This window comes from Lacinutrix cladophorae, assembly GCF_053604645.1.
This window is the reverse complement of record NZ_JBSHNR010000121.1, coordinates 23,837-38,640: the sequence shown is the minus strand read 5'-3', so window position 1 is coordinate 38,640 and position 14,804 is coordinate 23,837. Positions and strand designations below refer to the sequence as shown.

At 31.2% G+C, this 14,804-nt stretch carries 20 protein-coding genes; all 20 read right to left on the bottom strand.

All coding sequences use genetic code 11. The features are described 5' to 3' along the window. Positions 1–10: 10 nt before the first annotated feature. Positions 11–508 (bottom strand): hypothetical protein, encoded by a 498-nt coding sequence (locus ACVC3Y_RS13225; RefSeq protein ID WP_303421738.1) that lies wholly within the window; start codon positions 506–508, stop codon positions 11–13. A gap of 44 nt (positions 509–552) precedes the next feature. After that, positions 553–918 carry a 3-hydroxyacyl-ACP dehydratase gene (locus tag ACVC3Y_RS13220; protein ID WP_452227151.1) on the bottom strand — a complete coding sequence of 122 codons (366 nt, stop codon included), beginning with the start codon at positions 916–918 and terminating at the stop codon, positions 553–555. A 7-nt stretch (positions 919–925) separates the two neighbouring features. Then, entirely contained in the window at positions 926–1,540 is a 615-nt protein-coding gene (locus tag ACVC3Y_RS13215; RefSeq protein WP_303421742.1) for a porin family protein, read from the bottom strand. A gap of 6 nt (positions 1,541–1,546) precedes the next feature. Next, positions 1,547–2,077, bottom strand: a complete 531-nt coding sequence (locus tag ACVC3Y_RS13210; protein ID WP_452227150.1) for a hypothetical protein — start codon at positions 2,075–2,077, stop codon at positions 1,547–1,549. A gap of 52 nt (positions 2,078–2,129) precedes the next feature. After that, complete coding sequence (locus tag ACVC3Y_RS13205; protein WP_303421746.1) at positions 2,130–2,747, bottom strand: LolA family protein; 618 nt, start codon at positions 2,745–2,747, stop codon at positions 2,130–2,132. Then, positions 2,740–3,516, bottom strand: a complete 777-nt coding sequence (locus ACVC3Y_RS13200; RefSeq protein ID WP_303421748.1) for a polysaccharide deacetylase family protein — start codon at positions 3,514–3,516, stop codon at positions 2,740–2,742. Before ACVC3Y_RS13200 ends, ACVC3Y_RS13205 begins: the two co-directional genes overlap by 8 nt. After that, complete coding sequence (locus tag ACVC3Y_RS13195) at positions 3,510–4,571, bottom strand: beta-ketoacyl synthase N-terminal-like domain-containing protein (RefSeq protein ID WP_452227149.1); 1,062 nt, start codon at positions 4,569–4,571, stop codon at positions 3,510–3,512. The genes ACVC3Y_RS13200 and ACVC3Y_RS13195 overlap by 7 nt, the downstream gene beginning before the upstream one ends. Positions 4,572–4,573: 2 nt before the next feature. Next, positions 4,574–5,776 (bottom strand): beta-ketoacyl-[acyl-carrier-protein] synthase family protein, encoded by a 1,203-nt coding sequence (locus tag ACVC3Y_RS13190; protein WP_452227148.1) that lies wholly within the window; start codon positions 5,774–5,776, stop codon positions 4,574–4,576. Between the two features lie 83 nt (positions 5,777–5,859). Continuing rightward, positions 5,860–6,117, bottom strand: coding sequence for a phosphopantetheine-binding protein (locus ACVC3Y_RS13185; RefSeq protein WP_303421754.1), 258 nt, complete (start codon positions 6,115–6,117; stop codon positions 5,860–5,862). A 1-nt stretch (position 6,118) separates the two neighbouring features. Then, positions 6,119–6,739, bottom strand: coding sequence for a 3-oxoacyl-ACP synthase (locus ACVC3Y_RS13180; protein ID WP_303421756.1), 621 nt, complete (start codon positions 6,737–6,739; stop codon positions 6,119–6,121). Between the two features lie 3 nt (positions 6,740–6,742). Continuing rightward, a complete protein-coding gene (locus tag ACVC3Y_RS13175; protein WP_303421758.1) occupies positions 6,743–7,804 on the bottom strand; it encodes a methyltransferase in 1,062 nt (353 codons plus the stop codon). 2 nt (positions 7,805–7,806) lie between these two features. Then, the gene (locus ACVC3Y_RS13170) at positions 7,807–8,952 is read right to left on the bottom strand and encodes a beta-ketoacyl-[acyl-carrier-protein] synthase family protein (protein WP_452227147.1); all 1,146 of its coding nucleotides are present in this window, start codon (positions 8,950–8,952) and stop codon (positions 7,807–7,809) included. Continuing rightward, positions 8,945–9,397 carry an acyl-CoA thioesterase gene (locus tag ACVC3Y_RS13165; protein ID WP_452227146.1) on the bottom strand — a complete coding sequence of 151 codons (453 nt, stop codon included), beginning with the start codon at positions 9,395–9,397 and terminating at the stop codon, positions 8,945–8,947. The genes ACVC3Y_RS13170 and ACVC3Y_RS13165 overlap by 8 nt, the downstream gene beginning before the upstream one ends. After that, positions 9,375–10,640, bottom strand: a complete 1,266-nt coding sequence (locus ACVC3Y_RS13160) for an ABC transporter permease (RefSeq protein WP_452227145.1) — start codon at positions 10,638–10,640, stop codon at positions 9,375–9,377. Before ACVC3Y_RS13160 ends, ACVC3Y_RS13165 begins: the two co-directional genes overlap by 23 nt. Further along, complete coding sequence (locus tag ACVC3Y_RS13155) at positions 10,633–11,376, bottom strand: ABC transporter ATP-binding protein (RefSeq protein WP_303421765.1); 744 nt, start codon at positions 11,374–11,376, stop codon at positions 10,633–10,635. Before ACVC3Y_RS13155 ends, ACVC3Y_RS13160 begins: the two co-directional genes overlap by 8 nt. 1 nt (position 11,377) lies before the next feature. Then, entirely contained in the window at positions 11,378–12,373 is a 996-nt protein-coding gene (locus tag ACVC3Y_RS13150; RefSeq protein WP_303421767.1) for a BtrH N-terminal domain-containing protein, read from the bottom strand. Continuing rightward, positions 12,363–12,770, bottom strand: coding sequence for a hypothetical protein (locus ACVC3Y_RS13145; protein ID WP_303421769.1), 408 nt, complete (start codon positions 12,768–12,770; stop codon positions 12,363–12,365). The genes ACVC3Y_RS13150 and ACVC3Y_RS13145 overlap by 11 nt, the downstream gene beginning before the upstream one ends. Positions 12,771–12,775: 5 nt before the next feature. Beyond that, a complete protein-coding gene (locus tag ACVC3Y_RS13140; RefSeq protein WP_303421771.1) occupies positions 12,776–13,240 on the bottom strand; it encodes an ABC transporter permease in 465 nt (154 codons plus the stop codon). Beyond that, complete coding sequence (locus tag ACVC3Y_RS13135; protein WP_452227144.1) at positions 13,240–13,662, bottom strand: hypothetical protein; 423 nt, start codon at positions 13,660–13,662, stop codon at positions 13,240–13,242. Before ACVC3Y_RS13135 ends, ACVC3Y_RS13140 begins: the two co-directional genes overlap by 1 nt. Further along, the gene (locus tag ACVC3Y_RS13130) at positions 13,663–14,796 is read right to left on the bottom strand and encodes a beta-ketoacyl-ACP synthase III (protein ID WP_303421775.1); all 1,134 of its coding nucleotides are present in this window, start codon (positions 14,794–14,796) and stop codon (positions 13,663–13,665) included. It lies immediately after the preceding gene. Positions 14,797–14,804 lie beyond the last annotated feature (8 nt).

The following is a 14,804-nucleotide window of genomic DNA, read 5'->3' as shown; positions in this document are numbered from 1 at the left end:
TGTTTTCTTTTTACGAGTCTAAAATTAATGATTTTTCTTCATCTGTAAAGACTTTAGACTGTAAAATATAGTCTTTTATGTGTTTTTTTAATGTGGAAGATTTTATACTATTAAATTGTTTTAAGATTGTGAGTCTGTCTTCGTCTATGTTGCTTTTGTATTTTAAAAGCTTTGGTGTATTTTCTTGAATACCTAAACGTATAAAACGTAGTTCGATATTGTTAGGTGCTTTGGTGATTGCATATTCTACTAATGTTACACCTTCTACAAAACCTTCTTTTTTTTCTTTTAAAGTTTTTGCGTGTTTTGCAACTAATGCTATTGCAGCGCCTTTGTATGCAATAAATTCTACTTTATCTTTTTTGGTTATATGTGCTAAAGACTGATTAAAGGCTTCGGTTTTGGTCTTGTCTTTTGCAGCAATTTTATAAGCATCTCTAACAGAATCTAAATTTAAAGACTGTATGTTTAAGCTTAATGCAGTTATTAATAAAACAATTAATTTCATTTTTTAGTTTTTATAAACCTACAAGGTCTTTAAAACCAAGTAGATTACTTTTCTATAAAGTTACTTGTCAATTTTAATGCCACAGTGTCTCCAAATGAAGTACTATTTTTTACTTTATACCCTTCTTCGGTTTCACTAATGTCTAATTTTAATACTAAATCTGGTGTTTTCTCGGGATTTATTATTGCCATAAATTTAATGTTGCTAGAAGATTGCATCCTTAATTTTTTACCAACTACATCTTCGGTTAACTCTTTAATAATTTGCATCATACAAACTCCTGGAGTTACAGGGTTTCCAGGAAAATGTCCTTTAAAGATTTCGTGATCTTTGTTTATGGTAATGTTAGCCGTTGCCAAATTCTCGGCAACGGCTACATTATTTACTGTGTAAAAGTCTTTTAATTGCATGTTTTATTTACATTTTGCTAAAGTCGAACTTATAGGTTACTCCAAATTGAATAACACCGTTTAATGCACTATCATTATCGTAGTAATTGTCGTCGTAATCATCATAGTAATAGTCGTTATAATAATCATCACGAACATCAATTATTCCTTGTTTGTAACGAACTTCTAAACCTAAACCAAAAGGAAACTCATAACCAATACCTCCAAAAAAAGAAATATCTATTGGTGTTGCATCGTTGTAATAAGCAGAGTTAACCAATATATCTAAACTAGGTCCAATAATTAAATTAAGACCAATATCTGGAACAGGAAAAAATTTGTTTGCTAAGTTTAAACTTACATATTCTAGGTCTAAATCTTCTTCATAAGTAGAATCAAAATCAGAGTATTCAAATGTAGTTCCTTGATTAGAATAGGTAGTCTCAATTTGTAATTCGTAAAAGCGTGCCAGATGAAGATTTACATATAAACCACCTTGAAGACCTAACTTTGCAGTAGATTCATCTACATTAGAAAGGTTTGCTAGATTGAATCCTGCTTTTATTCCTGGACTAACTGTTACTTGCGAAAACACTGTTGTACTAGCAATAATTAAGGCTAAGCTTAAAATAATTTTTTTCATTCTGTTTTAATTTATGGATTTGAGGTTTATTTTTAATTTAATATTACTATGTAATATTACTATCTTTTGTGCAATATTATCATTTATTTCTGAAAACAAAAACCTAACTTTTTCTTTGCCATTATTAACCCTAATCACTTTACTAATTTCTGGGTTTTCAAAATAATAATAGTCTTTGTTATTTAAGGAGGTTTTTTTTATGGTTTCCTTAGTTAAAGCGTACGCTTTTGTTGTTTTAAGATTCTCTGTGATCAAGACTCTAAAGTCTTTCTTCAAAATATTAATGAGTATTTTTTTATCGAGATCCTCTAGAATATAATTTACTTTAAAATCTTCGTTATTAAAAGTAAAGTCAAAAAGCTTATTTCCCATTTCTGTGGTAAAAACAATTCTATGGTGTTGTTCTGCAATTTTTTTAACTATAAAAAGGCCTCCAAAAGTATTGTCGTAGACTTCTATGTTGGCTTTGTAAATGTAATCTTGATTTAGATTAGAAAAATAGGGATTGAAAACATTGCTTGTTACAGCAACATCCATAAAATTGTTTTTTTTAGGAAACGATGCACAGCCAATAAAGATAAAGCATATACTAATTAGTAAATATCGCATTATCTAATGTTTGGTTTAGTACTTTGTTTAGGAATATTATTTTGGTATAATCTTGTGAAGGTTCTATCATTTTTACTTCAATTACATCTCCTTTTGTATTGAATGTAATATGAAATGCTTGAATATATTTAGCAAATTTTTTGTCTTTCGGACTAAAATAAACCAAGCTATTTGTGTCTTTTTTGAAGTACTCTATATTAAATTCTGCATCATCAAACATGTCGCCTTTAACACTACTAATAATAAGTTTGTTAAGTTGTTTAAACATTTTGTTACTACCAATATCTACGTTGCTTTTGTTGCCCTCGTCATTAATAAAAAGGGTTTCATCTTTAAATAGAATCGAATATTTAAAAGGGTCAATATATTCCCATTTTACTAAATCTGGCGCCTTAAAAGCTAATTTTCCAGAAGTTTTAATATCATTATCTAAAAAATCTAAATGTTTGTATTGTATAAAATCACTAGAAATAGTATTGGTTGTATTTGCCAAAGCTTTTACTTTTGTTTTTAAAGCAGTAGCTTCAGTGTTGTTCATTGGTGTTTGCGCTTTTGCTGCAAAAACGATAAAAAATAATATATATATGAGCTTATGCATATGCTTTAATGTTAAATAAAGAATCAATTGTTACAGATTCGATTTTTTGTTGTTGTAAAAATATCAATAACTGTTCCAAAACACTAATGGTTTTCTCGCTAGTGTCATGCAATAGAATTACATCCCCTTTTTTAAGGTTTTTTGTTACTCTTTTTAAAATGGTTTGCTCACTTAAATTTCGGGTATCTAAAGAGCGTTTGTTCCATCCTATAGAGTGGAGTTTTATAATTTGTAAAGCTCTTTTAATTCGTGGGTTTGTTACACCAAAAGTAGGTCTATATAATAGAGCGTCTTTACAAATTTGGCGATTAATTATTTTGTTTGTTTTTTTTAATTCTTCTACCATTTTTTCTACTGAAAAAAAACCAAAATTAGTGCTATGAGTATAGGTGTGGTTTCCAATTGTATGCCCTTCTTTTATAATGCTTTTAAAAACTTCAGGATGCATTTCTATATTTTTACCAATACAAAAAAAAGTTGCTTTTGCATTATATTTTTTAAGAAGCGCTAATACTTTTGGTGTAAATTCAAGGTTAGGACCATCGTCAAAAGTGATAGCAATTTGATTTTTGTTTATTTCTGGATTGGAATTTAAAGAAGTAAAGTGATAATTCCATCCAACGAAAGAAGATCCAGCAACTGTAATTAAAAACCAAGCAAATAGGAATAAAATAATGAACCAAATAGAAAAACTATAATAGCTGTAAGCAACTAACAAACCAACTAAAAGAAGACTTGAGATAATATTTACAGTTTTAAAATTTAGCATTGTTTTAGTAGCGTGAAACTATGATTTTCTCCACGATACTGATTGTATAATAAGATGTTTTTAAATGAAGCTGTGTCTTTATTATTAAGTTTTACAGCCTCAGGAAGTGTTTGTGTTTTTAATACTTTAGAAGCTAACCAAAACCCAAAAGAAGATGCAGTATTAAACTCACCACATAAATGTTTGTAATATGCTTGTTGTGTGTTTATAAACCCTTCAGTAAGCTTAGTGTAAAAAGTGTCAAAATCTACATCACCATTATTACCAAGAACTAAAAGATCGATATCTTCAATATTTATATTGTTTTCTTTTAAGAAGTTAGAAGCTTCATGTAAAACTTCTGTTTCTGGTAATGTATTGTATGTTTTTAGTGCAGTGATTTCTGCATAGGTAGAAGCTTGTTTTTCATTAGAAAGCACAAAGAAATTAGCGCCTTCTCCAAAAACGGCACCAGGAGTTTGCGCGTTTATAACATCGGAAGTTTTAATAGCTTCCGCTTTTACATGATTAACTAGTTTATGAATTTTGGTAGTATGCTCTCCAATCTCATCCACACCACCAATTAGTATGTTTTTTTCTTCGTCTAATTCTAGTTGTAATTTTGCATCTAAAAGAGCAGATTCAAAAGAATTACTAGCATGTACATAAGTGAAATTATAGCCTTTGCATTGTAACTCTAAAGCAATCTGTCCACCAACGGTATTGTGTGTAGATTGGATAAATGAAGTAGGAGTAAGGTATTGCTCGTCATTATCTATAATAGCACTTACAAATTTTTCGGAATCACGTACACAACCCATTCCTGTACCTGTAATGATGGCATCTATAGTGTCTAATCCAGATTCTTGCAATGCAATTTTTGAAGCTACAACTCCCATTTTAATTCCTTTTGCCATGCGTCTTGCAGCAGCTGGTGGAATGTAATCTTTGTAATTAGGATTGATAACGGGAATTACATTTGCTTGGTAGTTTTCAATTTCGGTTAGAAATAACGAATTGTCAAACGTTTTTTGAGCAGATATAGAAGCGATGCTATTTATATAAACCTTATTCATAATTATTGCTCTTTTGAATATATTACGGTAGAACAATTTCCTCCAAAACCAAAAGAGTTTGACATTACGGATTGTAGTGGTTTTTCTTTTAATTCTAGCTGTGGTGTAATATTAAATTCCTTCATTTGCGTTTTAAAATTCAGATTTGGGTAAATAATATTGTTTTGTAGTGCTAAAATCGAATATATTGCTTCAATGGCACCAGCAGCAGCAAGTGTATGTCCTGTATATGCTTTGGTAGAGCTAAAATCTGGAACGTTATCTCCAAATATTCTTATAATTGCTCTTCCTTCAGATAAATCATTGTTTCCTGTTGCAGTACCATGCGCATTTACATAGTCTATATTTTCTGGTTTATAGCCTGCAACTTCTAAAGCTTTTTGCATAGCAAGAGTTGCACCATCTCCATTTTCTGAAGAAGCCGTTTGGTGATATGCATCATTAGCATTCCCATATCCTTTTACGTATGCGAGCACTTTTTTGTTTTCTTCTTGTACTACTTTATCGGATTCTAAAACTAAAAATGCTGCAGCTTCACCAAGGTTTAATCCTTTCCTATTCTCATCAAAAGGTGTATTGTAAGTGTCTGATAAAATCATTAAAGTTTTAAAACCGTTGATGGTAAATTTAGATAAGCAGTCTGTACCACCAACTACTACACGATCTAATTGACCAGATTTTATTAAACGAGCTCCAAGCATGATAGCATTTGCAGCAGAAGAACAAGCAGTACTTATGGTTGTTACTAAGCTTTTTTCTATACCTAATTGCGCTGCAATTTTTTGAGTAGAATCGCCAGCATGATGTCCTTCAATATATTTATGTGTGGCTTTGTTGGTTAGATAATCATAATAATAACGTTCTGTCATGTCCATTCCGCCAACACTTGTAGCCGAAATTAAACCAGTTTTGTAAGCGTTTATATTGGTAATACCTGAATCTTTTATAGCTTGTTTTGCTGCTATTGCACCAAGTAGTGCTGTTCTAGAATAATTATTATCTGAAGTTAAACCTAGTTGTTGCTCTAATGCTTCATTTGTAAAATCAATTTCTCCAACCATAATATCATTTACATGATTGGTTTTAATTTTAGAAACACGAGAGATTCCTTTTTTACCATGTATTAGGGATTGGTAATTTTCTACAACATTGTTTCCAATGGCAGAAATTATTCCCATTCCTGTAATAGCAACTCCTTTACTCATATAAACTTCCTGTAAAACAGGGTCTTTTTTTGGTTTTAGACCTTTCAGGATTTAAAACTTGAAAGGTCTATTTTTTGAATTTATTACTTAGATCTATGTTCTGTAATATAGGCTGCCATTGTATTAATAGACTCGAAAATAGAACGTCCTTCTTTTGGGTCTGTTAATTTAATACCATAACTTTTATCTAACATTACAATTAGCTCTAATGCATCAATGGAGTCTAAACCTAAACCATCACCAAAAAGCATATCATCGTTTGCTATGTCTTCTGTAGTCATGTCTTCTAGATTTAATTGCTCGATTAAATTCTCTTTTAATTCTTGTTTTAATGCGTCCATATTAGGTGTTATATAATTTTATTATGTCTTGTTTACTGTGTTTTGTAGTACCTGTGTTAGCTACTAAATATAAAAATGCTTCGTAATTTTCTTCTCCATCAAATTCTACCCAACCACAAAGTACTTGATCTGCTTTGTTGCTTGATAATAAACTATTTGTGTAGGTTAACAAATGTTCCGCATTTAAGTTTTCAAAGATAAAAAAACTATTTTCAGAATACAGCTTATATTTTATACTTATCTCACCAATACAAATATTTGGTAGTGTATAAACAAAAACAGCAGGACTTGGAAAGTAGCTTTCTTTATTTTGAATAGATATTTGATGTTTTCTGTCTGTGTCTAAACTAGAGGCTTTGTTAGAGAATACAATTGCAATATTGTTTTCCTCTTCTAAAGATAAGTTTTCATTTTTTAATAAAACATCAGCAGCTAAAAAAGCCAATTTACTTAAATTATCCATTTTAAAAAATTTTGGATATTTCGTGTTTTGGTTTTTATAGGCTGCTTTTATGAATGTTAAAAAAGAATTTTCTTCGTCTTTATATACCACAGATCCGTTTAAAGAAACTTGATTGTTCTTTATACTGCAATAGGATTTTATGTGGTGCTTGGTGTTCATTTGTTATGCTTTACTAAAGGTAAACATGGTATGATATTCTCCAATTTCTATATCCTCATTAAGTTGTAATCCAGCTTCTTTAGCTATTTCTTTAAATTCTGTTGCTTTATACATTTTAGAGTTACCATTGGCAATTACAGTAAAGTAAAGCGAGGTCGCTTCTAAAATGAATTTTGCGTTATCAAATTTTTGTCTGTCGGTAAAGGTCTCTATTATAATTAATTCGGATTTTTCGTCCATAGAGTTTACACACGTTTTTAGCACTTTTAGAATTTCTTTTTTCGAGAAACAATCTAAAAATTGACTCATCCAAATGGTTTCGGCATCACTAGGTATTGTTGGGTTATCGGAAAGCCAATCTATTTCATGGCCTTTAACTCTATCTTTAAAACCGGCTTTTTCCACATTTGCTTTTGCTTTGTTTAGTTGTCCAGGAAGATCAATCATAGTAATATTAACATCGCTATTGTAGGTGCAACATTTTACTGTAAATTTCCCTGTGTTTGCACCAATATCAAATATTTTTTTACGATCCTTTTTGAATAAAATCCCTAAAGCTTCAGCAAAAATGTCATCTGAATAATGATGGTCAAACTCAAACCAAGATTTTTGTTGTAAAGGTGTAAGTTGCGATAAGCCTTCGTAAACTGTGCTCCAATTACCTAATTCTTTTAATCCGGAAGGTTCTCCTGTTTTTATTGCTTCGTCTAAATGAAATAGGCCTTTATAGCATACTTCATTTGTAAAATTAATATTTACGTTAACCGTTTCGTTATATGCTAAAAAGTAACCAATAGTTGTTAATTCAAAATGAGCTGTTTCATTTTTTGAAACAATATTAGAACTTTCTGCAATCTCTAATAATACACCAACACCATATGTACTAAGTTTTAATTCTTCAGCAATTGCTTCTAAAGTTATCCCTCCTTTTTTTCTTTTTTCAAAAATCAGGTCGAAAACACCAAGTTTTCTTAATGAAACTGTTGCTTGAAATACAAATGGAGCGAAAGCAATTTTTTGTGCTTCTTGAATTGCGTCTATAGCTTTTATAGATTGGTTTGACATATTTAATTGGTTTTTTGAAATAAGATTGCTGTATTACAACCTCCAAATCCGGAAGCTGTTTTTAAGAATCTATTACTGTTTTTTTCTGTTGTTTTAGTTATTACGTTTATTGGTTTAGTTACTCCTAAGGTTTCAAAACCTAACGATCTATAAAGTGTGTTGTTTTTTAAGGCATGCATACCAACAATAGTTTCTACTAATCCTGAAGCTCCTAATGTATGGCCAAAATAGCCTTTTAAACTGTTTAGTGGTACTGTGCTTAAATTCATTCTGTTAAAAGCGATGGCTTCCATTTCATCATTAAACATGGTTGCTGTTCCGTGTGCCGAAATAAAATCTACATCTTGAGCAGTAATATTTGCTTGAGCAAATGCAGATTGCATACTTCTATATAATCCTTCTCCTGTTCTTGAAGGGCCAGAAATATGATTGGCATCGTTACAAGAGCCTTCGCCAATAATAGTAACTGCTTCTTTTGCTAAAACGGTGTTGTCGTTGGTTACTAAAACACTCGCTGCTACTTCTCCTATATTTATTCCTGTTCTGTTTGCGTCATAAGGTTTACAAGGAGCACTACTTAAAGCCTGAAAAGAATTAAAGCCAGATAAAATAAATTCTGTAATTACATCTCCACTAGTTATAAATATATGATCGTAAACGCCTTGTTGTATATATCTTTTGGCAATTGCAACTGCTAAAATTCCAGAAACACATGCGTTAGAAACTACAATTGCTTGGTTTTTAAAACCAAAAAAATCTTTAACTTGGTTACCGAGTTCTCCTAAATATGCTCTGTTTTTATGAAAAGGATTATTTTCATCTAAAGCATCTACATTTCCTTTTGTAGTAGAAATAATTAATCCTACACGTTCATTAATTTCAATATTTGAAGCTTTAATAACATTGTTTAAAGAAGAAATCATCATTTGTTCTAAACGTGTATAATTTCCTTTTGGTTGTAGTTTTTTAAAGTTTTCTTGTAGTTTTTCTGTTGGAATTAATGAAGTATAAAAAGGTTCAGGTAATATTGCTTTGTCGTCTATACGTTGTAAACCAGAAACCTCGTTATTAATTTTAGCAACAACAGCTTCACTGGTAAAGCCTAATGAAGAAATAATATTATTATGTGAAACGTACACTTTACTCATTTAATAAGCCTACGTTTTTTTTCCATTCCATAAAAAACTCTGGAATGGTTAATGATAAATCTCCTTCACCAATTTTATCTACAAATACCTGAACGGTTTCTCCTGTACAAACTAATTGCTCTTTTTGGTTATAAATTTCATAACGAAAAACCATTTTAGCGGCAGGACTATCTAGATAAATTGTTTTTATGGTAGCTATGTCTCCATAACGTAAAGGAAGTTTGTGGTCTGTACTTGATTTTACAATTGGTGTTGCATAGCCATGCTCTTTTTGGTCTAGATACGAAATACCATGTTTTCTACCAAAGGACTCGCGACCATCTTCAAAATATTGAATATAATTTCCATGCCAAACTATACCTAGAGGGTCTGTTTCTACAAAGCGCACACGCACTTGATTGGTATGTTCTACTAATTTTTTGTTAGACTGCATTTTTCTTTTCATTATAAACAATAGCAATTAATGTGGTTACTATAAAAAATAAAAATAGTAAACCTATTTCTGGTAGTATTTTTGAAAGCCCAGTATTTCGTAAAAATACATCGTAAAAAGCATTTAAACCCCAATTCATTGGAGAAATATTAGATAAAGTTTGCATAAACTTAGGCATAATAAAAACGGGTACCCAAACACCACCAAGAGCTGCTAAAATAACAACAAATGTTGCACCAAAAGGAGCAGATTGTTCTTGTGTTTTTGCAATGGTACCAAGTAATAATCCCAAGCCAATTGCAGCTAAACCAGAAAATATAGCAACAATAAAAAGTAGCGGTAAACGCCCTGAAACGTCTAGAGTAGGAAGTCCCATTGCAGGAAAAAGATATACGCCAATAGCTAACATTAGAATAAATTGGATAATGCAAACACAAAGGTATACTAGTGTTTTTCCTCCCAAAACTGTAGCGTAAGAAACTGGATTTGTACGTAAACGCACAAAAGTTCCTTGACTTTTTTCTTTAACTATATTAATAGATAAAGGTACTATTATAAAGAAAATAGCAAATAATGTCCATGCTGGAACGTTGTGCTGAACGGAGTTAGGTAATATTTCTTCGTCATTTTTTATAGGAAGAATTTCTTTAAAACTAATAAAACTATCGGTTTCAAAAATAACTTCAGCGGGATCGTCTGTTATTTGTTCTTGAAACGCTTTATAGATGGATTGTGTTTCAATTTTTGAAATCATTTTGTCGATTCCGTTTTTTACCGAAGACTTAAAAGTAAGCTGTGTTGCAGGGTCAAAATAAAGTTTTACTTCTTTTTTAGGAATAACAATTGCTTCTGTTTCATTTTCTTCTTCTAAACCAAATTTAGAAATAATACCTTCTACATTCTGGGTTACTTTTTTTTCTAAATCGGAAGATAAGTGCTCAGGAATAATAATAGCTAGCTGGTTCTTTCCTGAAAAAACCAGATCTTTGGCTTCCGTTTCTGTTTCTTTTACAATAATTTCAAACGTATTCGAGTTTGCTAATCCATCTTGAATGGTTTGCGAAACGGTACCTTTATCATTATCGACAATTAAAATGGGGATTTTAGTATCGCTAATGGTTTTAAACGTACTATCTTGAATAATAGTTATGGTAATAATAAGTACTAATGGCATAATAAATAATACCACAAGACCTCCAAAATCTTTAATTAGGAGTAAGTACTCTTTGTATGCTGAAGCCCAAAGTTTACGCATGATCTCTTAAGGCTTTTCCTGTTAAACGTAAAAACACATCTTCTAGATTGTGTGCTCCTTCATACTTATTTATAAGAGCTGCTGGTCGACCTGTAGTTATTAATTTACCATGATCTATTATTGCAATTCTAGAGCAAAAAGTTTCAGCTTCATTTAAATGGTGCGAAGTATAAATTATAGTAGTCCCTTTTTTGTTTAGATTTTGAAGAAACTCGATAATTACATTTTTAGATTGTACATCTACACCAACGGTAGGTTCATCTAAAAATAAAACTTTTGGTTCGTGTAAAATGCTAGCAATTAGGTTAATTCTACGTTTCATTCCACCAGAAAATGTTTCTATTTTCTTATTTGAAAATTGTGACAATCCTAGTGTTTGTAAGTATTCGTTAATTTTGTTGCTTAATTTTTTCCCATGTAATCCATACATACTTCCAAAATATTTTAGATTTTCGAAAGCAGTTAGAGTAGGATAGAGTGCATACTCTTGTGGTACTATACCAATAAGTTGTTTGAGTTCATTTTTATGCGTTTGATACGTTAAACCGTTTATGGTAAAAGAACCAGATGTTGGTTTTATTAACGAGCACAATATGGAAATTAATGTGGTTTTTCCTGCTCCATTTGGACCAAGAAGCCCAAAAATTTCTTTTTCCTCAATGAACAAATCAAAATCTACTACCGAAAAATTTTCGGCAGTTTTATATTTTTTAGAAACCTGTTCAATATTAATCATATTAAATAGCTTTTTTTAAAGCTTTAAAAAACACTTCTTCTTTGTCTGCAATAGCTTCTAACTGCGTTGCTACTTCATTATAACCATCTGTTTTTGCTCCTCTATTTTTATAAATACGAGATGCATCTACAGCAAAATCACGCCATAAATCACCGATTTTTGTCATTTCTTTTGCAAGTTCAGTAAGCTTAGGATTGTTTAAAATTTTGCTTGATTCTTGTAAAAAGGCAGCAAAAATATAGCGAAAACCTCCACCTCCAGTTCCTATTTCTTCTTGCATTCTTACAATTTGTCCTAAGTAATGATTTGCTTTTTTAGTCCCTAATTTTTTAGGCCATTTTCTAATTTGTTTTGCAGTAAAACGAATTCCTTTTACGCCAATAATAGGCATTGGAGCTAACATATCTCTGCAGGTATGTTTTATTCCTTTTAGAATTGCTTTTTCTAAATTCAATTCTTTAGGGAAGTTTGTTGGGTAATATATATGTCCTTTTGGAGGTAATGCGCCTTTAGCAAACCTTACTTTTTCGAGTTCTTTTGCAGTTAAAGTAGTTACAGTTTCCATTACAGGATCGCTAATTAAATATGTGTCTTTTTCTTTGCCATAAACGACTAAGTTGTGCGCATTAAAATGAAAGCGATACTCATCCGGAAAATACGTTAGGTTGTAAACACCAACTTGTAAACCAACAGGGTTATTATTGATTAAATTTTCGTCTAATCTAGCTTTAGCTTTTTTAGGATCTTTAAATTTTTCTCGTTCTATTTTTATACCAACACGTTTTGCAAAACGTTTAAAAATAAATCCAGGCATTGCTCTGTATGTAATAGCTGGAGCGTGATTAACTTTTAAAAACGGAATATAACAAAATAGTAGTCCAGATCCAATACCAAATACCATTGGCTCACTTACATTAAAGCCATGGTGTTTCATTAAATTAGAAACCACACCATTTTCGCAATGCGCAGATTGATGGTGAGTAAAGTTAATTTGCATGGTCTAGGTTTTTTAGTTGGTCTATAGTAATTTCAAAAACCTCTGCATATTTTTGAAGGGTTTTATTAGATAGTTTATGGAATACTTTTGGTTTAAAATGACGTTTTACTCGCCATTGCCAAATACCAACATAACTTGCTAAAATAGGAAGATCCATTTTATGTAGTTCCATATAATATTCTATTGGACTAGTTATGTTGTTTTTTACTCTTTTTTTTGCGTCTGCAACACGTTGATTAATGTCTTCGATTGCATTATCTAGTGCAATAGTTTTAGGGTCCCAACCAGTTGTGTGTGCTGTTGTATATTCGCCATTTTCGTCTACAGCATAGCATAATTCTCTAAAATTTGCTGACTCTAGGTTACTTTTATCTTGAGGTACTTCGCTTTTTTTCATCACCTTTAACTTTTAGGCATTTCTTGAATAAACAAATTCATTTCACAAGATAATAATTCTTTATTTGAGGATGAAATACTGCATTCTAAAGTACAAATGCTATAATGATCTGCGTCAAATCTAGATTTTAAATTTGCTTTAGATATTATGGTTTCTCCAATTTTTGGAGAAGCAAAAAGAGTTACTTTTTTTATTGCTGAAATAAAGCCTATTAATTTTGTGCCTTCACCTTCTAAATCATCTTCTTCAAAATAACTTTTACCAACAATAGAAGAGCAGGTTTGCGCTGCATTTTCAATTAAACCAACTTCGTTAAATACGTTGTTTTCATCTGTAAAAATACAGTCTTCTTTTATTTTAAAGGAAGTGGTTACGTGTTCATCATCAATAGATATTACATGGTCTACCATTAAAAATGGCGCACGATGTGGTAAAAATTTTGTGATATCTAGTGACTGAAAATTATTCATTAGTTAGCAATAACTGTTTTCATTTGAGCAAAAGCAATTTCTTCTTTTTCCTGGTTAAAAGCTTTAACTTCTACCATGGTTACCCCCATAAATTCATGAAGTATAGTTGCTTCTGTTGTAATGGTTTCATTTAATTTTGGAAGTTTGTTTACATCTACTTTTTTAATAGATCCTATATAGCCAGTTGGTGCTTGTTCTCCTTTTAAAAAAAAATCGTAACCAGTATGTAGAGCAACTGTTTGTGCTAGGTTTTCAATGATTCCAGGTTCTAAAAAAAAGTTGTCTTTTACAAAAAGATTGGTGTCTAAAATAGTGAAGCTGGACACAATTTTATCGGCAGAAAAATCTAATAAAGTGTCTACCATTACAAATGGTGTTTTCTGCGGAATTAAATGTGATATGTCTGTTATTGGTAAACTCATTTAGCAAACAGTTAAAAGTGCATAAGCATAGGCAAATCGAGCGCTTTCCGGAACAGAGAGTAATATTTTTTCTCCTTTTTTAAGTTTTCCTGAATGTACAAGTTCTTCTAACATAATGTAGATTGAACCTGCTCCAACATTACCGACTTTACTTAAATTCATGAACCAATTTTCCCAAGGGATTTCAACGCCTTGTGCTACCATTTCTTTATATAAACTTTCTTTAAAATAATAAGAAGAAACATGGGGTAAATAATAATTAATGTCTTCTGGCTTCATATTGTGTTTTGCGATAGCTTTTTTTAAACTATCAACACCTTTTACTAAAATATTTTCGCCAAGAAGTTTTACATCTTGTTTCATTGCGAATAATGATTTTTTACTCCATTGGTCTGAAGGATATTCGCTCCAAGGTTTTAAAAATCCGTCTTTTAGTTTATCACCTCCAGCATACATACATGCTTCTACTTCATGCGCATAGGAGTAGCCTTCCATCCATTCTATTTTTAATGGTTGGTTTCCTTTTGGCTCACTTTCTAATAAAAAAGCACCAGCCCCATCGGATAGCATCCAACGTAAAAAATCTTTATTAAAGGCTAATATAGGATTATCTTCTAATGTTTCTAGGTGTTTTAATTCCTCTTCAAAAGTATCCGACATCATCCAAGAAGATGTACGCTCAGATCCAGTACATACTGCATTTTTGGTTTCACCAGACTTTACAGACATGTAGCCATATTTAAGTGCATTCATACCAGAAACGCAAGCTCCAGATGGAGAGTTTATTTCAAGGTTTCCGTTTTTAAGAAATCCATGAACCATTGCAGCATGTGAAGGTAAAATTTGATCCGGACTAGATGTACCGCAAGAAAGCAACTCTATGTCTTTTGCTTTAAAATCTTGGTCACATAAAGCAACAACGGCTTCTTTGGTTAATTGCGCATTGTTATGTGTTATGTTGCCATTATCATCAATAGCATAGTATCTCGTTTTTATTTGATTGTTTCTTAAAACAATTCGTCTTCCTTTAGAAGTTTTACCGTTTATTATACCTAATTTTTCCTCCATTTCGTCGTTTGAAATTGGACGATTTGGTAGAAATTTTGAAACTTTGTTTATGTAAACGTCTTTCATTTTATGCC

Bases quoted from the DNA above. Each gene is read 5' to 3' on its own strand.
- ACVC3Y_RS13170 (WP_452227147.1), bottom strand. From the start codon at position 8,952: ATGAGTAAAGTGTACGTTTCACATAATAATATTATTTCTTCATTAGGC.
- ACVC3Y_RS13165 (WP_452227146.1), bottom strand. From the start codon at position 9,397: ATGAAAAGAAAAATGCAGTCTAACAAAAAATTAGTAGAACATACCAAT.
- ACVC3Y_RS13225 (WP_303421738.1), bottom strand. From the start codon at position 508: ATGAAATTAATTGTTTTATTAATAACTGCATTAAGCTTAAACATACAG.
- ACVC3Y_RS13200 (WP_303421748.1), bottom strand. From the start codon at position 3,516: ATGCTAAATTTTAAAACTGTAAATATTATCTCAAGTCTTCTTTTAGTT.
- ACVC3Y_RS13210 (WP_452227150.1), bottom strand. From the start codon at position 2,077: ATGGATGTTGCTGTAACAAGCAATGTTTTCAATCCCTATTTTTCTAAT.
- ACVC3Y_RS13205 (WP_303421746.1), bottom strand. From the start codon at position 2,747: ATGCATAAGCTCATATATATATTATTTTTTATCGTTTTTGCAGCAAAA.
- ACVC3Y_RS13180 (WP_303421756.1), bottom strand. From the start codon at position 6,739: ATGAACACCAAGCACCACATAAAATCCTATTGCAGTATAAAGAACAAT.
- ACVC3Y_RS13195 (WP_452227149.1), bottom strand. From the start codon at position 4,571: ATGAATAAGGTTTATATAAATAGCATCGCTTCTATATCTGCTCAAAAA.
- ACVC3Y_RS13130 (WP_303421775.1), bottom strand. From the start codon at position 14,796: ATGAAAGACGTTTACATAAACAAAGTTTCAAAATTTCTACCAAATCGT.
- ACVC3Y_RS13175 (WP_303421758.1), bottom strand. From the start codon at position 7,804: ATGTCAAACCAATCTATAAAAGCTATAGACGCAATTCAAGAAGCACAA.
- ACVC3Y_RS13190 (WP_452227148.1), bottom strand. From the start codon at position 5,776: ATGAGTAAAGGAGTTGCTATTACAGGAATGGGAATAATTTCTGCCATT.
- ACVC3Y_RS13215 (WP_303421742.1), bottom strand. From the start codon at position 1,540: ATGAAAAAAATTATTTTAAGCTTAGCCTTAATTATTGCTAGTACAACA.
- ACVC3Y_RS13140 (WP_303421771.1), bottom strand. From the start codon at position 13,240: ATGAATAATTTTCAGTCACTAGATATCACAAAATTTTTACCACATCGT.
- ACVC3Y_RS13185 (WP_303421754.1), bottom strand. From the start codon at position 6,117: ATGGACGCATTAAAACAAGAATTAAAAGAGAATTTAATCGAGCAATTA.
- ACVC3Y_RS13160 (WP_452227145.1), bottom strand. From the start codon at position 10,640: ATGCGTAAACTTTGGGCTTCAGCATACAAAGAGTACTTACTCCTAATT.
- ACVC3Y_RS13150 (WP_303421767.1), bottom strand. From the start codon at position 12,373: ATGCAAATTAACTTTACTCACCATCAATCTGCGCATTGCGAAAATGGT.
- ACVC3Y_RS13155 (WP_303421765.1), bottom strand. From the start codon at position 11,376: ATGATTAATATTGAACAGGTTTCTAAAAAATATAAAACTGCCGAAAAT.
- ACVC3Y_RS13145 (WP_303421769.1), bottom strand. From the start codon at position 12,770: ATGAAAAAAAGCGAAGTACCTCAAGATAAAAGTAACCTAGAGTCAGCA.
- ACVC3Y_RS13135 (WP_452227144.1), bottom strand. From the start codon at position 13,662: ATGAGTTTACCAATAACAGACATATCACATTTAATTCCGCAGAAAACA.
- ACVC3Y_RS13220 (WP_452227151.1), bottom strand. From the start codon at position 918: ATGCAATTAAAAGACTTTTACACAGTAAATAATGTAGCCGTTGCCGAG.